This is a genomic window from Sandaracinaceae bacterium, assembly GCA_016706685.1.
GTDB lineage: Bacteria > Myxococcota_A > Polyangia > Polyangiales > Houyiibacteriaceae > JADJJE01.
Map to the genome: position 1 here is coordinate 1 of JADJJE010000037.1, position 20,952 is coordinate 20,952.

Annotated in this window: 19 protein-coding genes; 10 read left to right on the forward strand and 9 right to left on the reverse strand. The window is 70.7% G+C overall.

Annotation, left to right across the window (positions count from 1 at the left end; translation table 11 throughout):
* Positions 1 to 18 precede the first annotated feature (18 nt).
* From IPI43_28475 to tmk, 9 genes are all read left to right on the forward strand, one after another.
* On the forward strand, positions 19 to 771 hold the full coding sequence (locus tag IPI43_28475) for a HEAT repeat domain-containing protein (GenBank protein MBK7778005.1): 753 nt from the start codon (positions 19 to 21) through the stop codon (positions 769 to 771).
* A 51-nt stretch (positions 772 to 822) separates the two neighbouring features.
* Positions 823 to 1,662, forward strand: a complete 840-nt coding sequence (locus IPI43_28480) for a protein-glutamate O-methyltransferase CheR (GenBank protein MBK7778006.1) — start codon at positions 823 to 825, stop codon at positions 1,660 to 1,662.
* Entirely contained in the window at positions 1,659 to 2,711 is a 1,053-nt protein-coding gene (gene cheB / locus IPI43_28485) for a chemotaxis-specific protein-glutamate methyltransferase CheB (protein ID MBK7778007.1), read from the forward strand. Before IPI43_28480 ends, cheB begins: the two co-directional genes overlap by 4 nt.
* A gap of 86 nt (positions 2,712 to 2,797) precedes the next feature.
* Positions 2,798 to 3,682 (forward strand): GAF domain-containing protein, encoded by an 885-nt coding sequence (locus IPI43_28490; GenBank protein MBK7778008.1) that lies wholly within the window; start codon positions 2,798 to 2,800, stop codon positions 3,680 to 3,682.
* A 2-nt stretch (positions 3,683 to 3,684) separates the two neighbouring features.
* Complete coding sequence (locus IPI43_28495) at positions 3,685 to 4,059, forward strand: response regulator (protein MBK7778009.1); 375 nt, start codon at positions 3,685 to 3,687, stop codon at positions 4,057 to 4,059.
* Between the two features lie 44 nt (positions 4,060 to 4,103).
* Positions 4,104 to 4,724, forward strand: a complete 621-nt coding sequence (locus IPI43_28500) for a hypothetical protein (protein ID MBK7778010.1) — start codon at positions 4,104 to 4,106, stop codon at positions 4,722 to 4,724.
* A gap of 56 nt (positions 4,725 to 4,780) precedes the next feature.
* Complete coding sequence (locus IPI43_28505; protein MBK7778011.1) at positions 4,781 to 6,664, forward strand: PEGA domain-containing protein; 1,884 nt, start codon at positions 4,781 to 4,783, stop codon at positions 6,662 to 6,664.
* Positions 6,661 to 7,137, forward strand: a complete 477-nt coding sequence (locus tag IPI43_28510; GenBank protein MBK7778012.1) for a hypothetical protein — start codon at positions 6,661 to 6,663, stop codon at positions 7,135 to 7,137. Before IPI43_28505 ends, IPI43_28510 begins: the two co-directional genes overlap by 4 nt.
* Positions 7,134 to 7,787: a dTMP kinase gene (gene tmk / locus IPI43_28515; protein MBK7778013.1), complete on the forward strand. Its 654-nt coding sequence runs from the start codon at positions 7,134 to 7,136 to the stop codon at positions 7,785 to 7,787. The genes IPI43_28510 and tmk overlap by 4 nt, the downstream gene beginning before the upstream one ends.
* A 34-nt stretch (positions 7,788 to 7,821) precedes the next feature.
* Here tmk and IPI43_28520 read toward each other — a convergent pair whose 3' ends face one another.
* The 5 genes from IPI43_28520 to IPI43_28540 form a co-directional block, all read right to left on the reverse strand.
* Entirely contained in the window at positions 7,822 to 12,111 is a 4,290-nt protein-coding gene (locus tag IPI43_28520; GenBank protein MBK7778014.1) for a FecR domain-containing protein, read from the reverse strand.
* On the reverse strand, positions 12,108 to 12,653 hold the full coding sequence (locus tag IPI43_28525) for an RNA polymerase sigma factor (GenBank protein ID MBK7778015.1): 546 nt from the start codon (positions 12,651 to 12,653) through the stop codon (positions 12,108 to 12,110). Before IPI43_28525 ends, IPI43_28520 begins: the two co-directional genes overlap by 4 nt.
* Positions 12,654 to 12,760: 107 nt before the next feature.
* Positions 12,761 to 13,996, reverse strand: a complete 1,236-nt coding sequence (locus tag IPI43_28530; GenBank protein ID MBK7778016.1) for a heavy metal-binding domain-containing protein — start codon at positions 13,994 to 13,996, stop codon at positions 12,761 to 12,763.
* Between the two features lie 79 nt (positions 13,997 to 14,075).
* Positions 14,076 to 14,999: an alpha/beta hydrolase gene (locus tag IPI43_28535; protein MBK7778017.1), complete on the reverse strand. Its 924-nt coding sequence runs from the start codon at positions 14,997 to 14,999 to the stop codon at positions 14,076 to 14,078.
* Between the two features lie 41 nt (positions 15,000 to 15,040).
* Positions 15,041 to 15,232, reverse strand: a complete 192-nt coding sequence (locus IPI43_28540) for a TIGR04563 family protein (protein ID MBK7778018.1) — start codon at positions 15,230 to 15,232, stop codon at positions 15,041 to 15,043.
* Between the two features lie 218 nt (positions 15,233 to 15,450).
* On the opposite strand from IPI43_28540, the gene IPI43_28545 reads away from it, so the two are divergent.
* Positions 15,451 to 16,749 (forward strand): S41 family peptidase, encoded by a 1,299-nt coding sequence (locus IPI43_28545; protein ID MBK7778019.1) that lies wholly within the window; start codon positions 15,451 to 15,453, stop codon positions 16,747 to 16,749.
* 697 nt (positions 16,750 to 17,446) lie between these two features.
* Here IPI43_28545 and IPI43_28550 read toward each other — a convergent pair.
* The 4 genes from IPI43_28550 to IPI43_28565 are packed head-to-tail and all read right to left on the reverse strand — an operon-like array spanning position 17,447 to position 20,868.
* Positions 17,447 to 17,962, reverse strand: coding sequence for a dihydrofolate reductase (locus IPI43_28550; protein ID MBK7778020.1), 516 nt, complete (start codon positions 17,960 to 17,962; stop codon positions 17,447 to 17,449).
* Between the two features lie 11 nt (positions 17,963 to 17,973).
* Positions 17,974 to 18,816, reverse strand: coding sequence for a thymidylate synthase (locus IPI43_28555; GenBank protein MBK7778021.1), 843 nt, complete (start codon positions 18,814 to 18,816; stop codon positions 17,974 to 17,976).
* Positions 18,813 to 20,018 (reverse strand): MCE family protein, encoded by a 1,206-nt coding sequence (locus IPI43_28560; protein ID MBK7778022.1) that lies wholly within the window; start codon positions 20,016 to 20,018, stop codon positions 18,813 to 18,815. Before IPI43_28560 ends, IPI43_28555 begins: the two co-directional genes overlap by 4 nt.
* A gap of 1 nt (position 20,019) precedes the next feature.
* Positions 20,020 to 20,868, reverse strand: coding sequence for an ABC transporter ATP-binding protein (locus tag IPI43_28565; protein ID MBK7778023.1), 849 nt, complete (start codon positions 20,866 to 20,868; stop codon positions 20,020 to 20,022).
* Between the last annotated feature and the right edge of the window lie 84 nt (positions 20,869 to 20,952).

The window sequence follows — 20,952 nt, forward strand, 5'->3', positions numbered from 1 at the left end:
GAGGCTCACCCCGAGTCCGTGTCCGACTCCCTCGCGGGCCTGTCCTTCGACTGGCCGGGCGCGGCCGTGGTGTGCGAGCTCATGGCGGACATGAACCGCCCGGGCCGGCTCGAGGGGCTGCGCGCAGCACAGGCCTCGGCCAGCGCCCATGTGCGCCGTGCCGCCGTGCTCGCTCTGGCCAAGGTGCACGACGCCGAGTCGGCCGAGTGCGTGAGCCTGTCGCTCTCCGACGACGACGTGAACGTGCGCGTGGCGGCGGCCGAAGCGCTGGGCGTGCTCGGACGGGCCCTCGGCGTGGACGTGCTGCACGGCTCGCTGCGGGTGGCGCTCGAGGCCGAGGCTCCCGCCGTGGTGGCCGCGGCGGCTCGCGCGCTGGCCCTGGCCGGTGACCGCAGCGCCATCCCCACCCTGCGCGAGAAGCTCGGCAGCGAGCGGGCGGGCGTGGCGCTGGCCGCCCTCGAGGCCCTGCGCGTGCTGAAGGAGCCCCTCGAGGCGTTGCTCCCCATGCTGGCGCGGCACTCCGATGAAGAGGTCGTGAAGCAGGCGCTCGGGCTGGTGATCGGGAGCAGCTCCCAGGCAGCCCTGGCCTGCCTGCGCGACGCGCTCGAGCACCCCACGTGGCACGTTCGGGCGTTCGCGGTGACGGGCCTCGCTCGCACGCCGGAGGCCCTGCCGTGGCTGCGCGAGCGTGCCCGCGTGGAGGTCGACCCCAACGTCCAGCGCGCCCTCGAGCAAGCTCTCGAGCAGGCCGAAGCACGAGGGGAGGGCTGAGTGCCGCTGCTCTTCGACGAAGGCCCATCGCTGGCCGTCGAGGACTTCCGGATGATCCGGGATCTGATCAACCGCTTTTGCGGCATCCACTTCTCCGACGACGCGCGCACCATCGTGGCGCGTCGCCTGCGCGAGCGCCTCGAGGCCGTGGGTCTCAGCGACTACGGCGCCTACTACCAGTACCTGCGCTACCACCCCGACGCGTCCATGGAGCTCGAGAACGCGGTGGAGGTGCTGACCACCAACGAGACCTACTTCTTCCGCGAGGAGTACCAGCTGCGCGCGTTCCGCGACGAGATCCTGCCTCAGCTGAAGGACCGCGCCGAGGAGCGCGGCACCCGGCGCCTGGCGCTGTGGAGCGCGGGCTGCTCGAGCGGTGAGGAGGCCTACACGCTCGGCATCCTCATCGAAGACTCGGGGCTCTTCAAGGGCTGGGACGTGCGCATCTACGGCAACGACATCTCGCGCCGCGTGCTGCACAAGGCTCGGCGCGCCGTCTACACCGAGGCCAGCTTCCGCACCACCGACGACCGCTACCTCCAATACTTCGTGGACGTCCCCGAGGGCCGCCAGGTGCACCCGCGCATCCGAGCCATGTGCCACTTCGGCCACCTCAACCTCCTCGATCACAGCCGTACGGCGATCGTGGGGCGCGTGGACGCGGTATTCTGTCGCAACGTGCTGATCTACTTCGACCCCGACTCCCGCAAGAAGGCCATCGACACCTTCTATCACCGGCTCGTGGCCGGCGGGTACCTCTTGCTGGGTCACAGCGAGTCGTTGCTCAACGCCAGCACCGCCTTCGAGCTGGTGCACGTGTCCACCGATCTCGTCTATCGACGCCCCGCCCCGCATCTCTTTCGCACGCCGTCCGTAAGCGAGGGTTCATGAGACATCTCCGCGTCTTGGTGGTCGACGACTCGGCCTACAACCGTCGCACCATCACCGAGCTGCTGACCGCGCTGCCGGCCGTCGAGGTGATTGGAAAGGCCGGAGACGGCGATGAGGCGCTGCGCATGGTGGCCGAGCTCCAGCCGGACCTGATCACGCTGGACCTCGAGATGCCGCGCATGGACGGCTTCACGTTCCTGCGCCTGATGATGGCGCGTCGCCCCACGCCGGTCATCGTGGTCAGCGGCTACTCCGCCAAGGAGAACGTGTTCCGCGCCCTCGAGATGGGCGCCCTCGACTTCGTGGCCAAGCCCACGCGCACCGTCACCAGCGACCTCAGCGGCATCAGCGCCGAGCTGGCCGAGAAGGTGGAGGTGGTGCGTCAGCTCTCTCCCGCTGGCCTCGACATCGGGCGTCTGCGGGGCAGCAGCGACTTCTCCATGGCGCCGCGCCGCACGGGCGTGAGCGATCGCGAGCCCAGCCGGCTCATCGTCATCGGGTCGTCCACGGGTGGGCCCACCGCGCTGGTGGAGGTCTTCCGGCGCCTGCCCACGTCCACCACGGCTTCGGTGGTGGTCGCGCAGCACATGCCCGAGCGCTTCACCAAGACCTTCGCCGAACGGCTGGACAAGACCGGCGGCATGCGCGTGGTGGAGGCCAGCGACGTGCACGCGCTCACGGCCGGCACGGCCTTCATCTGCCCGGGCGGTCGCTGCATCGAGGTGGTGCAGCTTCAGCGGGGCTTGGGGGTGAAGGTGGTGCCGCCCGACTCCTCCGACCGCTACGTGCCGTCGGTGGACCGGCTCTTCGAGTCGGCCGCCAAGGCCTTCGGCGCCAGCACGGTGGGCGTGGTGCTCACCGGTATGGGGGACGACGGCGCCAAGGGCGTGGTGGCGCTGCGTGATGCGGGCGGCATCGTCATGGCCGAGGCGCCCGAGACCGCAGTCATCTACGGCATGCCGGGGGCGGCGGTGCGCACCGGGGCCGTGGACCGAAGCTTGCCACTGCGCGCCATGGCGGAGCGCCTGGCGGAACTCACCAGCGCGTGAACGCCCATGAATACGCCAACATCATGCGCTCTGCGTTCACCCTTCCAATCACGCGTGAACGTCTGATAGTCTGAGCACGGCCGACGATGAGCGATCCCGACTCCAACCGCGCGAGCGACCTCCCCATGGACCTGATCAAAGAGCGAGAGAGTTTCGTGCGTTCGTTCTTGAAGAAGGGGGTGGAGTACACGGAGCACTTGCTCCAAGAGAACGCTCAGCTGCGCGAGGACTACAGTCGGATTCAAGAGGACAACGCCCGCCTCCGCGCTCAGATCGCCAGCGACGACGCCATCCGTGACCTGCTGCGCACGGTGGAGAAGCTCGAGTCCGAGCGCAAGGCGCTGCTGGCGCGCAGCTCCGAGCTCGAGGAAAAGCGTATCGAGCACCAGGGCCGCCACGATGAGATCGAGCAAGAGGTCAATGACCTCGCCAATCTCTACATCGCTAGCTACCAGCTGGGTGCGTCTCTGTCCCTGCGTCGGGTGGTCCGTCATCTCCGCGACATGTGCGGCCAGCTCGTGGGCGCTCACGGCTTCGTCATCTACGTGCTCGACGAGGGCACACGCATCGCCTATCCCATCGCCCACGAGCAGCTGGACGAGGCGTCCATCGTGCCCGTTCCCGTGGGCGTGGGCCCGGTGGGCGAGGCCTGCCTCACGGGCATCCCGCGCATCCGCGAAGACGGCGCGGCACACTTCATTCAGGGTACGCACGAAGACCCGGTCGCCGTGATTCCGTTGATCTCCGATGGCAAGCCCGTGGGCGCCATCTCCGTCATCACCTTGCTCGAACAAAAGAGCCAGTGGATGAACGTGGACCGTGAGCTCTTTCAACTCCTTGGCGCTCAGGCTGGTACCGCCTTGATCGCCGCCAACCTGTACGCCGCCTCCGCTGGGCCGATTCAAGCCCTCGCCGGGGTTCGGCAGAAGCTCGCCGCTGCTGAGGCCGCGTCCTCCGAGAGTACCGACTGAACATGTCCGAATTTTCCTGTCTAGTCGTCGAAGATTCCCCCATGATGCGTCAGCTCTTGGTGTTCGCTCTCGCGCGCATCAAGAAGCTCAAGGTCACCGAGGCCGAGGACGGCGTCGATGGCCTCCGCAAGCTGGCGGGCGGCAAGTTCGACCTGGTCATCACGGACATCAACATGCCGATCATGGACGGCCTGAAGCTCGTGAAGCGCATCCGCAGCGACGAGACCCACAAGGACGTGCCGATCATCATCATCACGACCGAGGGCTCGACCGAAGATCGGCAGCGGGCCATGGCGCTCGGCGCCAACGCCTACATCACCAAGCCCATCCAGGCGCCGCAGGTCATCGCCAAGGTCAAAGAGCTCTTGGCGGTGTAGTTCGCGGCTGGCCGCTTCCTCGGAGAACAGCTAAAACAGGGGTCATGACGGTGAATGTCGACCCCCGCTGGCTCTTCGTGAAGACCTGTCAGGACCTCCTGGGCAAGTCGAAGTCACCCGACTACTACGAGAAGCTGCGCATGGCGGGGCTGGTGAGGCACCTCATCGTGGGGCCGCGCTCCCTCCTGAGCATGGTCAACCGTGAGTCCGAGCTGCCGCTCGAGTTCTGGTTCCGTGAGCCTGGTGAGGACGCCACCGCGTGGCAGGGTCCCATGGGCTTCGACGCGTCGCGCCGCGAGCTGGCCAGCGGCGTGGTGCAGCGCACGGGCCGGGAGGCCTTCCTCGCGTCGCGCGTGGTGCACTGTCACCAGTGGTTGAGCGTGGAGCAGCTGCTCACCACGGTGGCGCATGCCTACGGGGGCTTCCTCAGCGACGTGCCGCACGGCCTCTCGCGCGAGGCTATCGTGGCTGTTGACGTGGCCATCCAGGAGGGTGGGGCGGGCCCCATCTCCATCGCGCTCCAGGAGATCACCGGCGTGGTGCTGCGCGCGCTAATCCCTCTGGCCAACCCCAGCGGAGAGCCCAAGCCGCGGGTGCGCCCGGAGCCCACGGCGGCGGCTGCTGCGGCGCCAGGCTGCCCGTTCAGCGGCAAGCTGCCCACCTGAGCGTCCCCTCGGCGATCTTGCTGGGGAGAGCGCAAACACGCTACACCCAGAGCACGATGGCTCACTCGAACACGTTTGCGAGTCGCTCGGTGCTGCGCGCCGCGGTCCAGGCGCCGCTGGGCGCGCTGCTAGCCGTGCTGCTCACCTGTGGGCTGCCCAGCGCAGCGCTCGCTCAGCAGGCCCAGCTCGCGCTCACCGCCACCAACCCTCCGGCGCAGGGGGCCGCCGTGCGGGTGGATGGCGCCGACATGGGCAACCTGCCGGTCACGCTCGAGGTCGCGCCCGGACGTCACCTCGTGCAGGTGGGACGGCGCGGGTACATCACGTTCAACCTGTGGGTGGACCTGACACCCGGCCAGGTGCTGCAGCTCCCCGTCACGCTGCGCAGCCAGGGCGGCGAGATGGGCTCCATCTTGGTGGCGGGCGACGTGTCGGGCGCGCGCGTGCTGGTGGACAGCGTGGACCGTGGCGCCACGCCGCTGGTGGTGGAGGGCCTCAGCGTGGGGTCGCACCGCGTGCGCGTGCAGCCGCGCGACGCCAGCCTCACGCCCTACGAGACCACGGTGGACGTCCGCGTGGACGAGCGCACCACGGTGCACTTCACCATGCGCCCCACCGTGACGCCGGGCAGCCTGCACGTCGCCGCCAACGTCATGTCCGCGCGGCTCTTCCTCGACGGTGACCCCCTCGGCGTCGGCGGGCGCACCATGGAGAACCTCCCGCCGGGCGAGCACATCGTCGAGGCCGAGGCCACGGGGTACCAGACGGCGCGGCAGGTGGTGCGCGTGGAGGCGGGCCGCCGCGCGGCGGTGGTGCTGGTCATGGAGCCCGTGCCGCAGGAGCCCGGCACCATCGTGGTGCGCGCCAACGTGCGTGGGCAGGTGTTCGTGAACGGGCAGGACTTCGGCCCCGCGCCCGTGGTGCTCGAGGGGGCCGAGCCCGGCAACTACGCCATCCGCGTGGTGGCGGCGGGCCACAGCGAGTTCCGCGAGGTGTGCACCGTGCGCCTGGGCGAGACCTGCACCGTGAGCGCCACCCTGATCCCCGAGCAGGTGCTGCTGCGCGTCACCAGCAACACGCGTGGCGCCTTCTTGTATCTGGACGGGGAGTACCGCGGCCCCATCCCCTTCGAGGGGCTCTTCCCCGTGGGGGCGCACCGCGTGGAGGTGCGTGCGCAGGGTCACGTCACGCACACCGAGCAGCTCATGCTGGCGCCCGGCGGGCCGCGTGACGTGGCGGTGGACCTGCGCCGTGAGGGCGCCCAGACCGTGGAAGAGGAGGTCGAGGCCGAGCACACCGCCACCGAGGTGCAGCGGGGGCTGCGCAGTCATGCTGCGTCGCTCACCACCACGCGCCACTCGTACTTCGAGATCGCCACCGGCTTCCCCTTCCTGCTCGAGGCGCGCATGGGCGGCAGCGTGCACGAGTGGCTGGACATCGGCTTTGGCCTGCGCACCTTCTTCGGTCTCACGGAGTTCGAGGCGCGCCTGAAGACGGCCTACCGCGTGCTTCCGTCGCTGTCGTTCGGTGCGCAGCTGCGCGTGGGCGGCGGCTTCGGTCCCGCGCACGACTTCCTGGATGGCGCGGTCACGCGCGAGTCACCCACCAACACGTTCCTCTTCTCGGTCGAAGCGCTGACGTCGGTGCACTTCGCGCAGGCGGGCAGCGTGACCGTGGTGGTGGGCGTCGACGCGCACTCCGACCGCTACCGCTCGGCCAGCCGGCGCGGGGCGGGGCGCTTGCGCATCGGGGGCATCGCCGAGATCGTGCTCTCGGACGCCTGGAACCTCATGGTGCGCTTCGAGGGCATCGTGGCCGGGCGCTCGCGCCCCATCATGAGCAACCTGGTGGGTGCGGAGCTGATCGACAACGACCCGCGCCTGCTCGGTCAGGTGGGCTTCACCTACAAGTTCGGGCTGCCGTCATGGTCACGCGAATGAGCGGGCGTGGGCGCGCGGCCATCGCGTTCGTCATCGTGGTGGTGCTCGGGCTGGGGTTGGCGCTGCGTCCGCGCGCCACTGACACCTCGGAGGTGGCCACATTCGAGTCCACCGTGCACGGGGAGACGCTGCGCCGCGGAGGCTTCGAGCGAGGCGAGCGCGTGACCACGCCGGCGGGAGGGCGTGTGCTGGTGCAGACCCCTGGGGGCGCGCGGCTCAGCGTGGAGGAGCTCAGCGAAGCGCTCTTCGTGACCGTGGACCCGCTGGTGGTGGAGCTGGTGCGCGGGGGCCTCACGGCCCGCACGGACGAGGAACCGCTCACGCTCACGCGCGGTGAGCACCGCATCCAGCTGCGCGAGGGGGCGGCCGCCGAGCTGTTGGACGGCCCGCCGCGCCTGGTGGTGACTTCTGGCACGGTCACGTTGGATGGTCGGACGGTGACGGGGCAGCGTGTGCTACCGTCCGCGCCATGATCGAGGGCCTCCTCATTGCCATCGAGGGTATCGATGGTGCCGGAACGACCACCCAGACCCGCCTGCTAGCCGACGCGCTGGCCGCGCGCGGTCTCCCCATCCACACCACGCGTGAGCCCAGCGACGGCCCCATCGGCGTGCTCATCCGCCAGATGCTCACCGGCCGGGTGGTGGTGCCCGGGCTCGGCGGCCCGCGCGCGCCCCGCTGGACCACCATGGCGCTGCTCTTCGCGGCCGACCGCGTGGACCACCTGGACGCCGAGGTCATCCCCAACCTGATGGACGGAGTGACGGTCCTCACGGACCGCTACGACTACTCCTCGGTCGCCTATCAGTCGCTCACCGCGGGCGGCGACCGCGCGGACACCATCGCGTGGGTGCGCACGCTCAACGCCCAGGCGCGGCGCCCGGACCTGACCATCGTGCTGGACGTCAGCCCCGAGAACGCGTCGAGCCGGAGGCAGACGCGCTCCGGCACTCGCGAACTCTTCGAGGAAGACGACCTGCAGGCGCAGCTCGCCAACTTCTACCTGCGCATCGAAGACCACTTCCCCGGCGACAACATCGTCCACATCGAGGCCAACGACGGCATCGAGGCCACGGCCGCGCGGGTGCTGCACGCGGTGAAGGTCCTGCGGCGGGAAGCCTGAGCCGCCCGGTCCGCAGGACCTCTCCCGCGCTGCGTCAGCGCACCACCCAGCGGGTCACGATGTCCACGCGTCCCACCACCACGCGCTCGTCGGTCAGCGTGAACGGGATGGAGCGCGTCTCGCTCGGAGTGCGCACGCGGATCTCACCGCGCACGGGCTGCTGGTCGGCGCGCTGCACGCGGCTGACCTCGATGTAGTAGCTGCCCACCGCAGCGCGGCGCAGGCCCAGGCGCTCGCGGCCGGTGCGCGCGGCGTCGTCGCCCACCACGCTCGTGCGGCCGCCCATCCAGCTGAGGCGCGTGCCCTGCGGCGTGACCAGCGTGAGGTCCACGTCGTCGCTGCCGCTCCAGGTGGCGTCCAGCATCAGGTCACCACGCACCGCCTCGGGCGACGCCGGGCTGTCCACCGCGGAGCGCGCGGTCTCCTGGTTGCGCGGCGTGTCCATGCCGCTCAGCAGCCCCTCGGCGCCGGTGGCGTCGCCGAGCGCACGGCGGCAGCGGGCCGCGCTCGCCACGTGGGTGGCGTCGTCGCTCTCCACCTCGGCCAGCGCCACGCGGTGGGAGCAGGCTTGCTCGGTCTTCCCGGCGCGCTCGTAGGCCAGCGCCAGCCGCTCCTGCAGGCCCTCGTTCTCGGGGTTCAGGTCCACGATGCCCGAGAGGTAGCGCAGCGCGCGGTCGCGCTCGCCCCGGCGGCCAATCACGTCGGCCAGGTAGGTGAGCGCCTCGGTGTCGAGCGCGTCGCGGGTGATCCACTGACGGGCCACCTCTTCGGCGCGCACCAGCGAGCCGGCGCGGGAGAGGGCTCGCACCAGCTCACGGTGGCGGTCGCGGCTGTCGGGCTGCTCGCGCAGCGCGGCCTCGGCGGCGGTCACGGCGGCGGTGTCGCGCTCGCGCACGCCGGAGTCCGTGCGGATGTAGCCCTCGCGGATGGAGACCCGGCGCATGCGGCGCATGCTGCCGCCCCGGCCCCGGTCGAAGGGACCGTCGTCGAAGGCCGCCATCTCCATGGGCGCTGCCTCTGCAGACGGCGCCGAGGTGCGGGCAGGCGCCGCCGCGGGCCGACGCTGCGCCACGCCGCCCTCGCCGCCCATCATGTCTGCGTTGCTGGCCCCCATGCCACGCGCCATGGACGCGGAAGACAGGGCCGAGTCGAGGTCACCGAGTGAGCCCACGTCCACGACACCGCTGGAGGTGCCCTCCACGATCTCGCCCTCGCCCGTCCAGGCCAGCGCCGGCCGCGCCCGGTCCACATCGAACGCGCGGAACATGGCCTCGCTCTCCAGCACCAGCATGGAGGTCTGGCTCGAGAGCACCTGGAAGGCCTTGCTCAGCGCCACGATGCGCGCGTTGTCGCTGCCCTTGGCGGAGCGCTCCAGCTCCGTGATGGTGGTGCTCGCGTAGATGCGCGGCACGAACGCGTTGCCCGCCGACGTGGTGGGCGTGAGCGTCACGGGGTAGCGGTTCTCGAAGGGACGCCCGGCCACCGAGCCCGTCAGGCGCAGCTCGCCGGTGGTGGTGGCGCCGCTCGCCAAGCGACCGACCACCAGCACCTCTTGCCCGGCGCGCAGCGTGGGCAGCGACGTGGGTGACACGTCGGTGACGCCCGCGGGCACCTGCAGCGTGGGGTTGCGCAGCGACGCGCCGTAGGTGGCCTCGAGCACCGCGATGGCGGCCTCGGCGATGCGCTGCCCGGGGACGAAGGGCACGTACTGCCCGCCACCCGCTTGAGCGATGACCGAGAGCCCGGCGGCGTCGGCGTCCTGCCCGATGCCCAGCGTGTTGAACGAGACCCCCGTGCGGGCCAGCTCGGTGACCTGTCCGGAGACGAGGCCGGGGCGCCGGAAACCCGCGGAGCTGAGGCCGTCGCCCACGTACACCACGTGCACGTCACGGCCGTCTTGGCCGGTGGCCAGCGCGTCACGGCCGGCGCGCAGCGCCTCCACCACGTTGGTGGAGCCGGCCGGCTCGATCTTGGTGAGGAAGCGCTCGAGCTGCGCCACCGCGTCCGCCGTGGGCGTGGTGGGGTCGCCGAAGCTCTCGCAGCGCACGTCGCACGCCAGCACCGTGAAGCGGTCGCGGCGGTCCATCTCGGCCACCACGCGGCGCAGCAGCTGGCTGGCGCGCTCGAAGCGGTCACCCACCATGCTCTGGCTCGAGTCCACCACGAAGGCGTAGCTGCGCGCTCGCTGTTCCGCCCACGCCGGGAGCTCCGGACGCAGCGCGAACACCACGTAGGGGCGCGTGTCGGCGTGCACGGCTTGCTGCAGCAGAACGCTCTGGTCCTCGGCGCTCTGCCGGTCGCTGCGCGTGCTGTCCGAGCGGCTCGTGGAGCGGTCGCCGGGGGGCGTGGTCGCAGCGCCCTGGAAGGTCCAGTAGCGCACCTCGGCCTCACCACCGGGCAGCTGGTAGTCGATGATCAGGTCGCCCGCGGGGCGGAAGTTGTCGGACGAGAAGCGCAGCCGGTCCGCGCCCTCTTCACGCGTGCTGGCCACTTCATAGCCGCGCGCCTTCGCTTGCGTGCCTTCGCCGGCCACGCGCACGTCCACCTCGAAGTGGCCCACGCGGGTGGAGTCGTCGTCCGCCGCGCTGTGCGCCATGGGGTACACGTAGCGCCGCTCGCCACCCGCCGAGGGGCTGATGGTCTGCTCGTAGGTGATGCGCACGCGCCGCTCGCCATGCGCCGGGATGGGGAAGATGCGCAGCTCGAAGCGCCCGCCGCGCTGCCACTCGAGCAGGGCCGGGTCACGCCAGGGTCCGGGCACCCAGATCCACTCCTCTTGCTGCTGCTGACGCTGCTGCTCGGGGGTGGCGTTGCGGATCACGCCGCGCCAGATGGCCTGCGCGCGGTCACGCCCCACGATGGCGCCCTCTTCCCAGGTGCCGTCGATCAAGAGCTGCAGGCTGGCCACGCGCGCGTCGGGCGGCATGGGGAAGCGGTAGACGCCCTCGAGCGTGTCGTCGCCGTCGTTGCGGAAGGCCTCTTCCACTTCGGTGCGGGCCACGTTGCCCACGATGCGCACGGACACCTTGTGCTCCGAGATGGCGAGCGGGCGCTCCTGCGCCTGGCGCTCACCCGGGCGATGCGCGCGCAGCTCACCGATGCCCGGCACCGGCATGTCTTCGTCGCCGGCCACGTCGCCCAGTTCGCTCCAGCCCACCTGGGACGCGAGGTGCATGGCGGGGGTCACGGTGGCGGCCACGCTCGGGCGCAGGATGCCCTCTTGGCCGGCCTTCACTTCCACCGAGCCAGCGGCGCCGTGCGCACGCACCTCGCCGCGCAGCACCTGCACGCTGGCCATGGCCGCGTCGGTGGTGAGCAGGAACTTGGTGCCCAGCACCTCGATGTGCCCGTGCGCCGTGTAGAGGTTCGCATTGGGGCCCGCCGACAAGTGCGCCACCTCGGCCAGCAGCTCGCCACGCTCGAGGCGCAGGTTGCGTGGCCCGGTGGTCTCGAGGGTGACCTCGCTGTCGCGGTTGATGGTCAGCTGGGTGCCGTCGCTCAAGCGCAGCAGCGCCCGGGTGCGAGCGTCCGTGCGGAACGTGGCGCCAGCGGTCACCGTCACGCCCTGCGCCGCCGGCAGGAACGCAGTCGCTCCGGCCATGCGCACGCTCACGCCGCTCTCGGTGGACTCGTCGGCGGCGCGCAGAACGGTGACCACCTCGGCGTTCCAGCCCTGGGCCGCCACCACGGGCGCCTCGGGGTCACCGCCGAACATGTTGCCGCCCACGTAGGCCAGCGTGGCCACGGCGGCGATGGCGAACAGCGCGCCGCCGCCCACCACCAGCGCGAGGCCGGAGCGCCGCACCCCCGCGCGGGGGGCCGCCTCGGGAGCACGCTCGTTGGTGTCAGCCACCGCGCTGGGCCGCTTCTTCTCGGGCACGGTGTCCACCGCCGAGCCGAACGCGTCCGCCTTGTCCTTGCGACCGCCGGCCCACGGGCTGTCGAGCGGGTCGGGCGTGCCCACCTGCGTGCTCACGGGCGCTGCGGCCACCGCGGCCACCGGAGCGGGCTGCGTCGGCACCGAGGCCACCGCCACGGGCACGGGAGCAGCTGCGGGGGCAACCTGGGCCCCGCCACGCGCGTCGAGCGCGGCCAGCACGCGGGCCTCGAGGCCCGGCTGCGGCACGAAGTCACCGCCGGCGTCGCCCACGCGGCTCGCCACGCGCTTCGCGTCGAAGAGCAGGTCGCGGGCCTCGTCCGACTCGGCCAGCAGGTCCGCCGCCGCCTGCAGTGCGTCGGCGTCGCCATCCACGGCGGCCGAGAGGTCGTCCAGGAAGCGCGCGTGAACGTCGCTGATGGGTCGCTTGTCGTCATGGCTGGTCATCGCATCACCTCGTCGGTCAGGGTCGTACGGAGCTGGAGGAGCGCACGGCTCACGCGCTTGCGGGCGGCCGGCTCGTCGATCGCCATCAGCTCGGCGATCTCGCGATACGGCAGCCCGCTCTCGTAGCGCAGCACCACCGCCTCGCGTTCGCTGGGCTTCAGCGCCTCGAGCGCGTCGCGCACCCGCATGGCCCGACGCCGTCGATCGAGGAGATCGGCGGGCGTCTGAGACTCGGGGCTCGCGTCGTGCACCAGCTGCAGCCGCCGCTCACGTCGCACCAGCGTCGTGAGCCGCTTCGCGCACAGGCGCCGGGCGATCCCGAACAGAAAGCCGCGCACGCTGCCCTCACCCCGATACTGGGGAAAGGCATCGAACGCGGCGATCAGCGTCTCTTGGGTGGTCTCTTCGGCTTCTGCGGCGTCCCCCAAGAGGGCCATGCAGAAGCGCCCGAGAGCGATTCCGTGGTGACGAGCGGAGAGTGCCACCGCGTCGCGATAGGCCCCTTGGCGAATCGCATCAGCGATGGGATCAGGCTCGTTCATGATTGTTGCGTGCGCCTCCATCGAAGAGAGGTGCCCATGAGCCCCCGCTTCGTGACCAACTATTTTCGATGACCCTGACGAACCTCATTGTTGCGCCAGGAACGGAATCAGCCCCGAGAGGCAGCAGCTGAACAGCAGCGCCCCAGGAGCCCGATGATCAGCCCGATGGCTCGTGACCCGGCGGAGTTGCCCGCCTGGTGAGCCCGCGCCATGGGCCCGCCCAGCGGTGCCCCCAGCCCGGTCACGCTCTCGTCCGGCTTGCGGGTGCTCTTGTCCACGATGACCGCCTGCGGGATCAGGTGAGGCGTCGCGGGCCGCATGCCCTCGGGGGCGCGCTTCACCGCTGTGCCCAGCGCCACCACCTCCACCAGGCCCGAGCCGATCTCGCGGATCTGCAGCCGGTTGCCGATCACGCGGTCCGCGCCGATGGCCTGCGCCTCCTTGCGAACCAGCTCGAGCGCGTTCTCGCGCGCCTGATAGATGAGCTGCGTGACCTCGGGCAGCTCGCCGCGCTGGATGCTGCGGAACAGCGCGCCGATGCTGGCCGCGACGCCCAGCGAATACACGCTGGTGGCCATCACCAGCTGATGCGGGACATACCCCATGGCGGCCAGGTTCCAGAGCTCCTCGCCGCTCAGCTCGCTGGTGACCACCTGGTGCTGCGGCACGGGACCACTCGACAGCAGGGGGTGGTGCGAGGCCGTCCCCGTGAGCAGCAGCTCCACCGTGCCGGGGCCGTAGGGCAGCATGCGCACCTGCACGTCCACCACGGCGTTGGCGCCCGCCGCGGCTGCCTCACGCCGCAGGCGCTCGAGCGCGGTGTGGCGGATCTCGTTGTACATGGAGGAGAACTCTTTCACCTCGCCACGCGCCAGCGTGCGCACGCTGCCGGTCAGGCCGCGCCCGATGCCGAGCGCGTAGGCGATGTTGCCCATCACGAACTTCACCGGCTGGTAGCCCGCGTCGAGGTGGCAGTAGAGCTCGATGCCGCTGGCCGCCGACGAGAAGAACGGGACCCCGCGGTCCGTGTGCACCGCCGTGCCCTGCGAGAAGAACTCGGTGAAGCCCGCCAGCGTGCCGAGCGTGGTCTCCACCCCGGTGATGCCCTGCGCGCCGCTGCGCTGCGCCTCTTGTTCCATGCGCGAGATGGCCGAGTGCCGGCCGTCGCTGATCATCTCCGTGATCTGCCGGATCTCACCGCCGGACACGCTGCGCCCAATGGCCCCGAGCGCGCCGCCGAGGCCCATGGAGTAGACGCTGTTGCCGACCGCGATCTCGCCGGGAGAGAAGCCCTTCTGCGCCAGGCAGTAGATCTCGTTCCCCGACATTCCGCTGATGAACATGCGCGCGCTCCGTTCGTGTCCGAGCCGAGGGGGACCCACCCGCTCGGTGCTCGCCGTGAGCGTACCGCAATGCGCGCCGTCAGGTCGCGCTGGTCGTGTGGGCGGGCGGCGCTGCCGTGAGCTCCACGCGCTCGCGCAGGAACTTCTCGATGCGCAGCTGGATCTCGACCGGGTGCTCCACGGGCGCGCCGTGGCTGGCGGCCCGCACCAGGAAGTGCTCGGCGCCCGGGATGCGGTCGGCCATCTGCTTGGCCAGCTCCGGCGGCGTGAAGGTGTCGCCGTCGGCGGCCACCACCAGCGTGGGGGCGGTGATGTTCGGCAAGAGGTCCTCGGCGCTGTGGCTGCCTGCGGCATCCAGCAGCGTCAGGAAGCGGTCCGGGTCCATGGTGGCGATGTGGTCCCAGTAGCGCTCGAAGTCGGCCAGCCGGAACGTGCGCTTGTCGATCTCGCCCGAGAGGGTGCCCAGCCGGTAGGCCACGCTCGCGGGGATGCGACCGAACACGCCGCGCGCGGCGCTCCGGTTGCGGGCCACCAGGGTGCTCACGGTGGGCAGCACGCGGTGCAGCATGTCGCCGCCGTGGAAGGTGTGCGTGATGCGCCCCGAGCTGCCGCACAGCAGCACCAGCCCGGCCACCCGGTCGGGCGCGAGGCGGTAGGCCTCGAGGGCCACCTGCGTGCCCATGGAGTGGCCCAGCAGCACCGCGCGTTCGAGGTGCAGGCCGTCCATCACGCGCACCATGTCTTCGGCGAGCGCGGGCAGCGTCAGCCGCGAGAGGCTGGCGCCGCTGCCGCTGCGCCCGTGCGAGCGATAGTTCCAGTGCACCACGGGGTGACGCTCGGCCAGCATGGGCATCAGGTGACGCCACGCGAAGCCGTCACAGCCGATGCCGTCGTTCAACACCAGCGGGATGCCCGCTGTGCCCACGCCCGCGCGACCATAGAAGAGCGGCACCCCATCGATGGCCGGCAGGGTGCCGTGTTGCTCGTAGAGCTCGAGGTCCATCGCGCTCACACTGACGCGTCCCGCGCCGAGGCGCGAGCGGATCAGTCGTCCGAGTCGGCGTCGTCGATGTCGTTGACGGACGGCAGCTTGCGAATCTCGGACAGGCCGATCTTCACGCAGCGCTGCACGATCCAGGAGAGGGAGCGGTCGAGCCGCGCGGCCTCGTGCTGGATGTCATCCAGCATCGACTCCGGAAAGTAGAGACTTTGCTTACGCTTATCTGACCCAGACATGTACCTGCCTCCAACGAGCGCACCTGCGCTTCGGGTGTGGTAATTCCCGTCCTACCTGTAGGATGGCCTGTATGTCAATGCGCATCGCACCCACCTCGTCGCCTTCGTCCCCCCCGCACGGACCTGGCCCCACACGCCGCAGTGCAAGAATCGCACTATGGGCAAGGGGTTTCCGACGTGTTTCGGGGTATCTGGCGGCCGCGATCTTGGGTGGCCTGGTGGCCATCGCGGCGGTGCCTTTTGCGTCTGCAAACAGATCGTCAGCAGACGGAAGCGAGCCGAGCCCCTTCGCCAACCTGGGCATCTTCGCCCGCGCGCTGGCCCACGTGGAGGTCAGCTACGTGGAGCCCGTGGACAGCGAGCGCCTGGTCCAGGGGGCCATCCGCGGCATGCTGGGCAGCCTCGATCCGCACACCACGTACCTGGACCCCGAGGAGTTCGCCATGCTGCGCAACGACGCCGAGGGGCGCTTCGCGGGCATCGGCGTGGAGGTGGGCGTGCGGGACGGCTGGCTCATCGTGCTGGGCGTGCTGCCCGAGAGCCCGGCGGAGCGAGCGGGCTTGCTGCCGGGGGACCGCTTCCTCGTGATCGAGGGGCGGGACGCGCGCGACATGCGGCTCCCCGACGCCATCCGGCTGATGCGCGGCGAGGTGGGCACGCTGGTGCGCGTGACGCTGCGGCGCGAGGGCGAGGCCGCCGACGTGCGCGTGGAGCTGCGCCGGGGCTACGTGGAGGTGGACGCCGTCACCTCGCTGCTGCTGCCCGACGGGGTGCTCTACGTGCGCCTCTACACCTTCTCGGACAACACCACGCCAGCGCTGCGCGAGGCCATCGACACGGCCCTGGCGGCGCGCCCCGAGGGGCTGCGCGGGGTGGTGCTGGACCTGCGCAACAACGGCGGCGGGCTCCTGCACCAGGCCGTGCTGGTGAGCGACGAGTTCCTCGACAGTGGAGTCATCGTGACCACCCGTGGGCGCGGAGGCGTGCTGCTGCAGGAGAGCACCGCGCACACCGCCGGGACGCGCCCGCGCTGGCCCATGGTGGTGCTGGTGAACGGCCTCACGGCGAGCGCCTCCGAGATCGTGGCGGGCGCGCTGCGCGACCACCAGCGCGCGCTCATCGTGGGGACGCGCACGTTCGGCAAGGGCAGCGTCCAGAACGTGGTCGAGCTCCCCGACGGCAGCGCCATGAAGCTGACCGTGGCGCGCTACTACACGCCCAGCGGGCGCTCCATCCAGGCGGAGGGCATCGCGCCGGACATCGAGGTGGCGCAGGTGCCGTCGTCGGTGCTGCGCCTGGTGGGCGGGTCGTCGTTCAGCGAGCGCTCGCTCGAGGGCCACCTCGACGGGCAGGACGCCACCGTCGAGCCCGAGGGCGCGTCTCCGGCACGAGGCGCGGAGCGTGAGGGCGGTCAAGGCGAGCGGGCGCCCAGCTTCGAGCACGACGTCCAGGCTCGCACCGCCCTCGACACGCTGCGGGCGCTCATCCGTGCCGAGGCGGCCGCGGCTCCGCGCTGAGCTGCGGTTGGGTTCCACCACGCCACCATCCGAAAGCACGACGGCAACGTCCCACGGCCAGCTGCCGCCCGTGGAGGGCCAAAAAGTCGCAAAGGAACCTGACAAGTTGGCAGTCCGTGCCACAATCCGCGCATGCGACAGACGGGACTATGGGCCGCGCTAGCGCTTTCGCTGGCGTTCTATGGGTGTGGTGAGGAGGACTCCTCCGCCGACTCTGGTGTGGTGGCTGACGGCTCTGTTGACGTCGGGGTCGCCCCGGACACGGGCACTCCGGTGGACGTGGGTACCCCCGTGGATACCGGCACACCTGTGGACACGGGAACTCAGGTGGACGATTCGGTGCCCTGCGACTGCACTCCCGGGGACGTGTGCTGCGACCCATCGTGTCGATTCCGCCCCGACGAGTTCCAGTGTACGCAGACCCTCACCTATTCGTGTCAGGGCGGCGGCGGTTGCGGCGCGACGCTCGAGCTCAACTCGAACCAGACCTCGTGCAGCGGCAGCTCCGCGCAGTGCAACGGCGCAAACACGTCCAGTCCGCCCATTACTCTGAACTGCGGAGCGGGCAGTCGGTGCGTTCCGCAGACCATCACCAACGGGGACACGAGCGGGTTCGGCACCACCTTCGGCTGCGTCCCCGACGGCTCCTGTTGACGCCAACCCAGGTGCCCCAACGGTGCTATGGGTCGGCGGCGAGCTAGCCGGCCCAGCCCACCAGCGTGGTGGGCACCCGCTCGAGGAACACGAAGGTCACCCCGGGCGTCTCGCCGGCGCGCGTGTCCACCACGCGGAAGTCGTCCTCGGGGTAGGTGAAGAACGTGTCTGCGCCCTCGGCCTCGCGGTCCACCTCGGTGACCACCAGCCAGGTCACCCGCGGCAGCGCCTGCGCGTAGAGGTCGCCGCCGCCGATCAGGTACGGCATGGCCGCCTCGCCGCTCACCGCCGCGAGCGCCTCCTCCAGGCTGTGGGCCACCGTGACCCCCTCGGCGTGGAACTCGGGGTTGCGCGTGATGACCACGTTGGTGCGGCCGGGCAGCGGCTTGCCGATGCTCTCGAACGTCTTGCGGCCCATGAGCACCGGGTGCCCCATGGTCTCGCGCTTGAAGTGCTGGAGGTCTTCCTTGATGCGGAAGACCAGCTGGTTGTCGCGGCCGATGGCCCCGTTGTGCTTGGCGCGCGCCACGATGAGACCGAGCGGCGCGAGCGTGCCCATGCCGTCCGCGCTCATACCGCGACCGGCGCCTTGATGCCCGGGTGCGGGTCGTAGTCCAGCAGCTGCACGTGCTCGGCGGTGAAGTCCTCGAGGCGCGTGACGCTGGGGTCGAGGCGCAGCGTGGGCAGCGGGCGCGGCGCACGCGAGAGCTGCAGCGCGGCCTGCTCCACGTGGTTGTTGTAGAGGTGCACGTCGCCGAAGGTGTGCACGAAGTCCCCCACGCCGAGGCCCGTGACCTGCGCGATCATCATGGTGAGCAGCGCGTAGCTCGCGATGTTGAAGGGCACGCCCAGGAACACGTCGGCGCTGCGCTGGTAGAGCTGGCAGCTGAGCTTCCCGTCGTCCACGTAGAACTGGAAGAGCGTGTGGCAGGGCGGCAGGGCCACCTGGTCGGCCTCGCCGGGGTGCCAGCCGCTCACGATCAGGCGCCGGCTCTCGGGGTTGCGCCGAATCTCGGCCACCACGTTGGCCAGCTGGTCCACGCCGTCGCGCGCGTAGCTTCCATCGGGCAGGCGCGTGGCCCCGAAGTTGCGCCACTGGTGGCCGTAGACGGGGCCCAGGTCGCCCGCTTCCCGGCCGAAGCGGGCCGTCTGCTCGGGCGTGGCCCACTCGTCCCAGATGGTGACGCCGCGCTGCTGGAGCCACTCCACGTGCGTCTCGCCGTGGATGAACCAGAGCAGCTCGTTGACGATGCTCTTGAGGTGCACCTTCTTGGTGGTGAGCAGCGGGAAGCCCTCGGCGAGGTCCACGCGCAGCTGGTAGCCGAACACCGAGCGGGTGCCGGTGCCGGTGCGGTCGCCCCGTGGCTTGCCGCGCTCCACCACGTGCTGGAGCAGCTCGAGGTAGGCCTTCACGGGTTCTCGTCCACGGCCTCGATGGCCTCTTCGAGCGGCGACACGGGGGAGGGCTCGGGCGGAGAGCCCGACTCGCCGATGGGCACGGCCCGCACGGGGCGACGGGCTTCGTCGCGGCGCACCGAGTAGCGCACCAGCGCGCGCAGGATCTCGTTGCGCTCGAGGTCGCCCACCAGGCGCTTGATGTCCTCGTAGATGCTGGGGTCCTGCAGCAGGCCGCCGATGGTCCCGCGGCCGGCGCGCACGTCCGCCGTGATGGCCGCGATGTCGTCGCTCGCGCGCGTGAGGTTGGCGATCAGCTCCTCGCCGGCGTTGCCGTAGATCACGTCGTGCGCGGTGCCATCGCCGGTGCGCACGGCCTCGAGCAGCGTGGCCACCTCGTCGGTGGCGCGCCCGATGTTCACGAGCGCCACGCGCCCCTCGTCGCCGTAGATCAGCGCGTGGGCCGTGCCGTCGCCGCGCTCGATCTCCTCGGCGATGCGCCGGATGCTGCGCGAGGTGCGGGCGAACTCGTCGCTGGTGGCGCGCAGGTTCCCGAGCGTGGCGTCCAGCTCGGCCGCGGTGGCCTCGTCGGTGAGCAGGTGCTGCACGGCGCCGTTGCCGTCGGCCATCATGTCGGTGATGCGCGCCACGTTGGCGGCCACGCGCGCCACGTCGCGGCTGAAGACCTGGTCGCGGAACGGGTCGGTCGCTAGGCGCAGGTTCTCGGCGGTGCCCTGCACCTCGGCCATGGCGTTGCTGGCCGCCGTCATCAGGTCGCCCGAGGTGGAGGCGGGCAGCGGCTGCTCGGGGTCCCACAAGGGCAGGGCGCGCAGGCCCACCGTGATCTGCATGAGCTTGTCGCCCAGCATGCCCTTGCTGCCGATGGAGACCTGGCTGGTCCCCTCTTCGTAGGTGCCCGCCGTCGCGCCCGCGCGGCCCCGAATGAGCGCGGCGGCGTCGTTCACCACGCTGAAGCGGACCTCGATGCGCCCGTCGTCCATGAACTCCACGGAGTCGATGGAGCCCACGTTCACGCCTGCCACCGTGACCACGCTGCCCGGCCGCAGGCCGTCCACGGTCTCGAAGATGGCCACGAACTCGGTCTTGCGCGTGAACAGGTTCTGCTGGGCGCCGACCACGAACGCCAAGAAGGCGATGAGGGCCAGCGCGAACGTCACGAAGAGCCCGACGCGGAGCTGAGTCTTGGAGTTGGGTTGCATATCAGATGGCGTTTCCGGACTGGGCCGCGCGCGGCGGCTCCTCGACGGCGTTTCCCTCGATGAAGTCCTTCACCATCGGGTCCTGGCAGGTGACGATGGCGCGGATGTCCCCGCTGAAGATGATGCCGCCGTTGTTGATCATGGCGATGCGGTTGCTGACGCGGATGGCGGTGTGCATGTCGTGGGTGACCACCACGGACGTGATGTTCAGCGTGCGCTGGAGGTGCAGGATCAGGTCGATGATGCGGTTGATGTTGACTGGGTCGAGGCCCGTGGTGGGCTCGTCGTAGAGCAGTACTTCCGGACGCATCGCGATGGCCCTGGCCAGCCCGACACGCTTCTTCATACCGCTCGAGAGGCCCCCGGGCCACAGGTCCTGTTTGCCCTCGAGGCCCACGTAGCTGAGGCTCTCGGCCACGCGCTCGCGGATCTCCGGGTCACTCAGCTCGCCCACGGAGCGCAGGCCGTAGGCCACGTTCTCGCCCACCGTCATGGAGTCGAACAGCGCGGCGGCCTGGAACAGCATGGCGATGCGGCGCCGGATGGGCAGGTACTCCCGCTCGCTCAGCCCCGAGATGCGCTTCCCGTCGAACACGATCTCCCCGCCGTCGATGCCGAGCAGGCCGATGAGCATGCGCAGCATGACGCTCTTGCCCTGGCCCGACCCGCCGATGATGGTGAGCGCCTCCCCGGCCTCGATCTGGAGATCGAGGCCACGGTAGATGACCTTTGGGCCGAAGGCCTTCTTCACGCCGCGAAACTCGATGAGCGCCACGCGCGGGAGTCTAGCAGCTGGGGCGCGGGGGTCGCGCTCCTCCTTCCTCCATGGCGGGACGGTGGCGTCATCGATCGGAGGGCGACGGGCATCGCTCGCGCTGGCGGGGGCTCGGCTGCGCTCACCGGAGCGGGTGGGGCCGGTGGGGGCGGGGTGGTG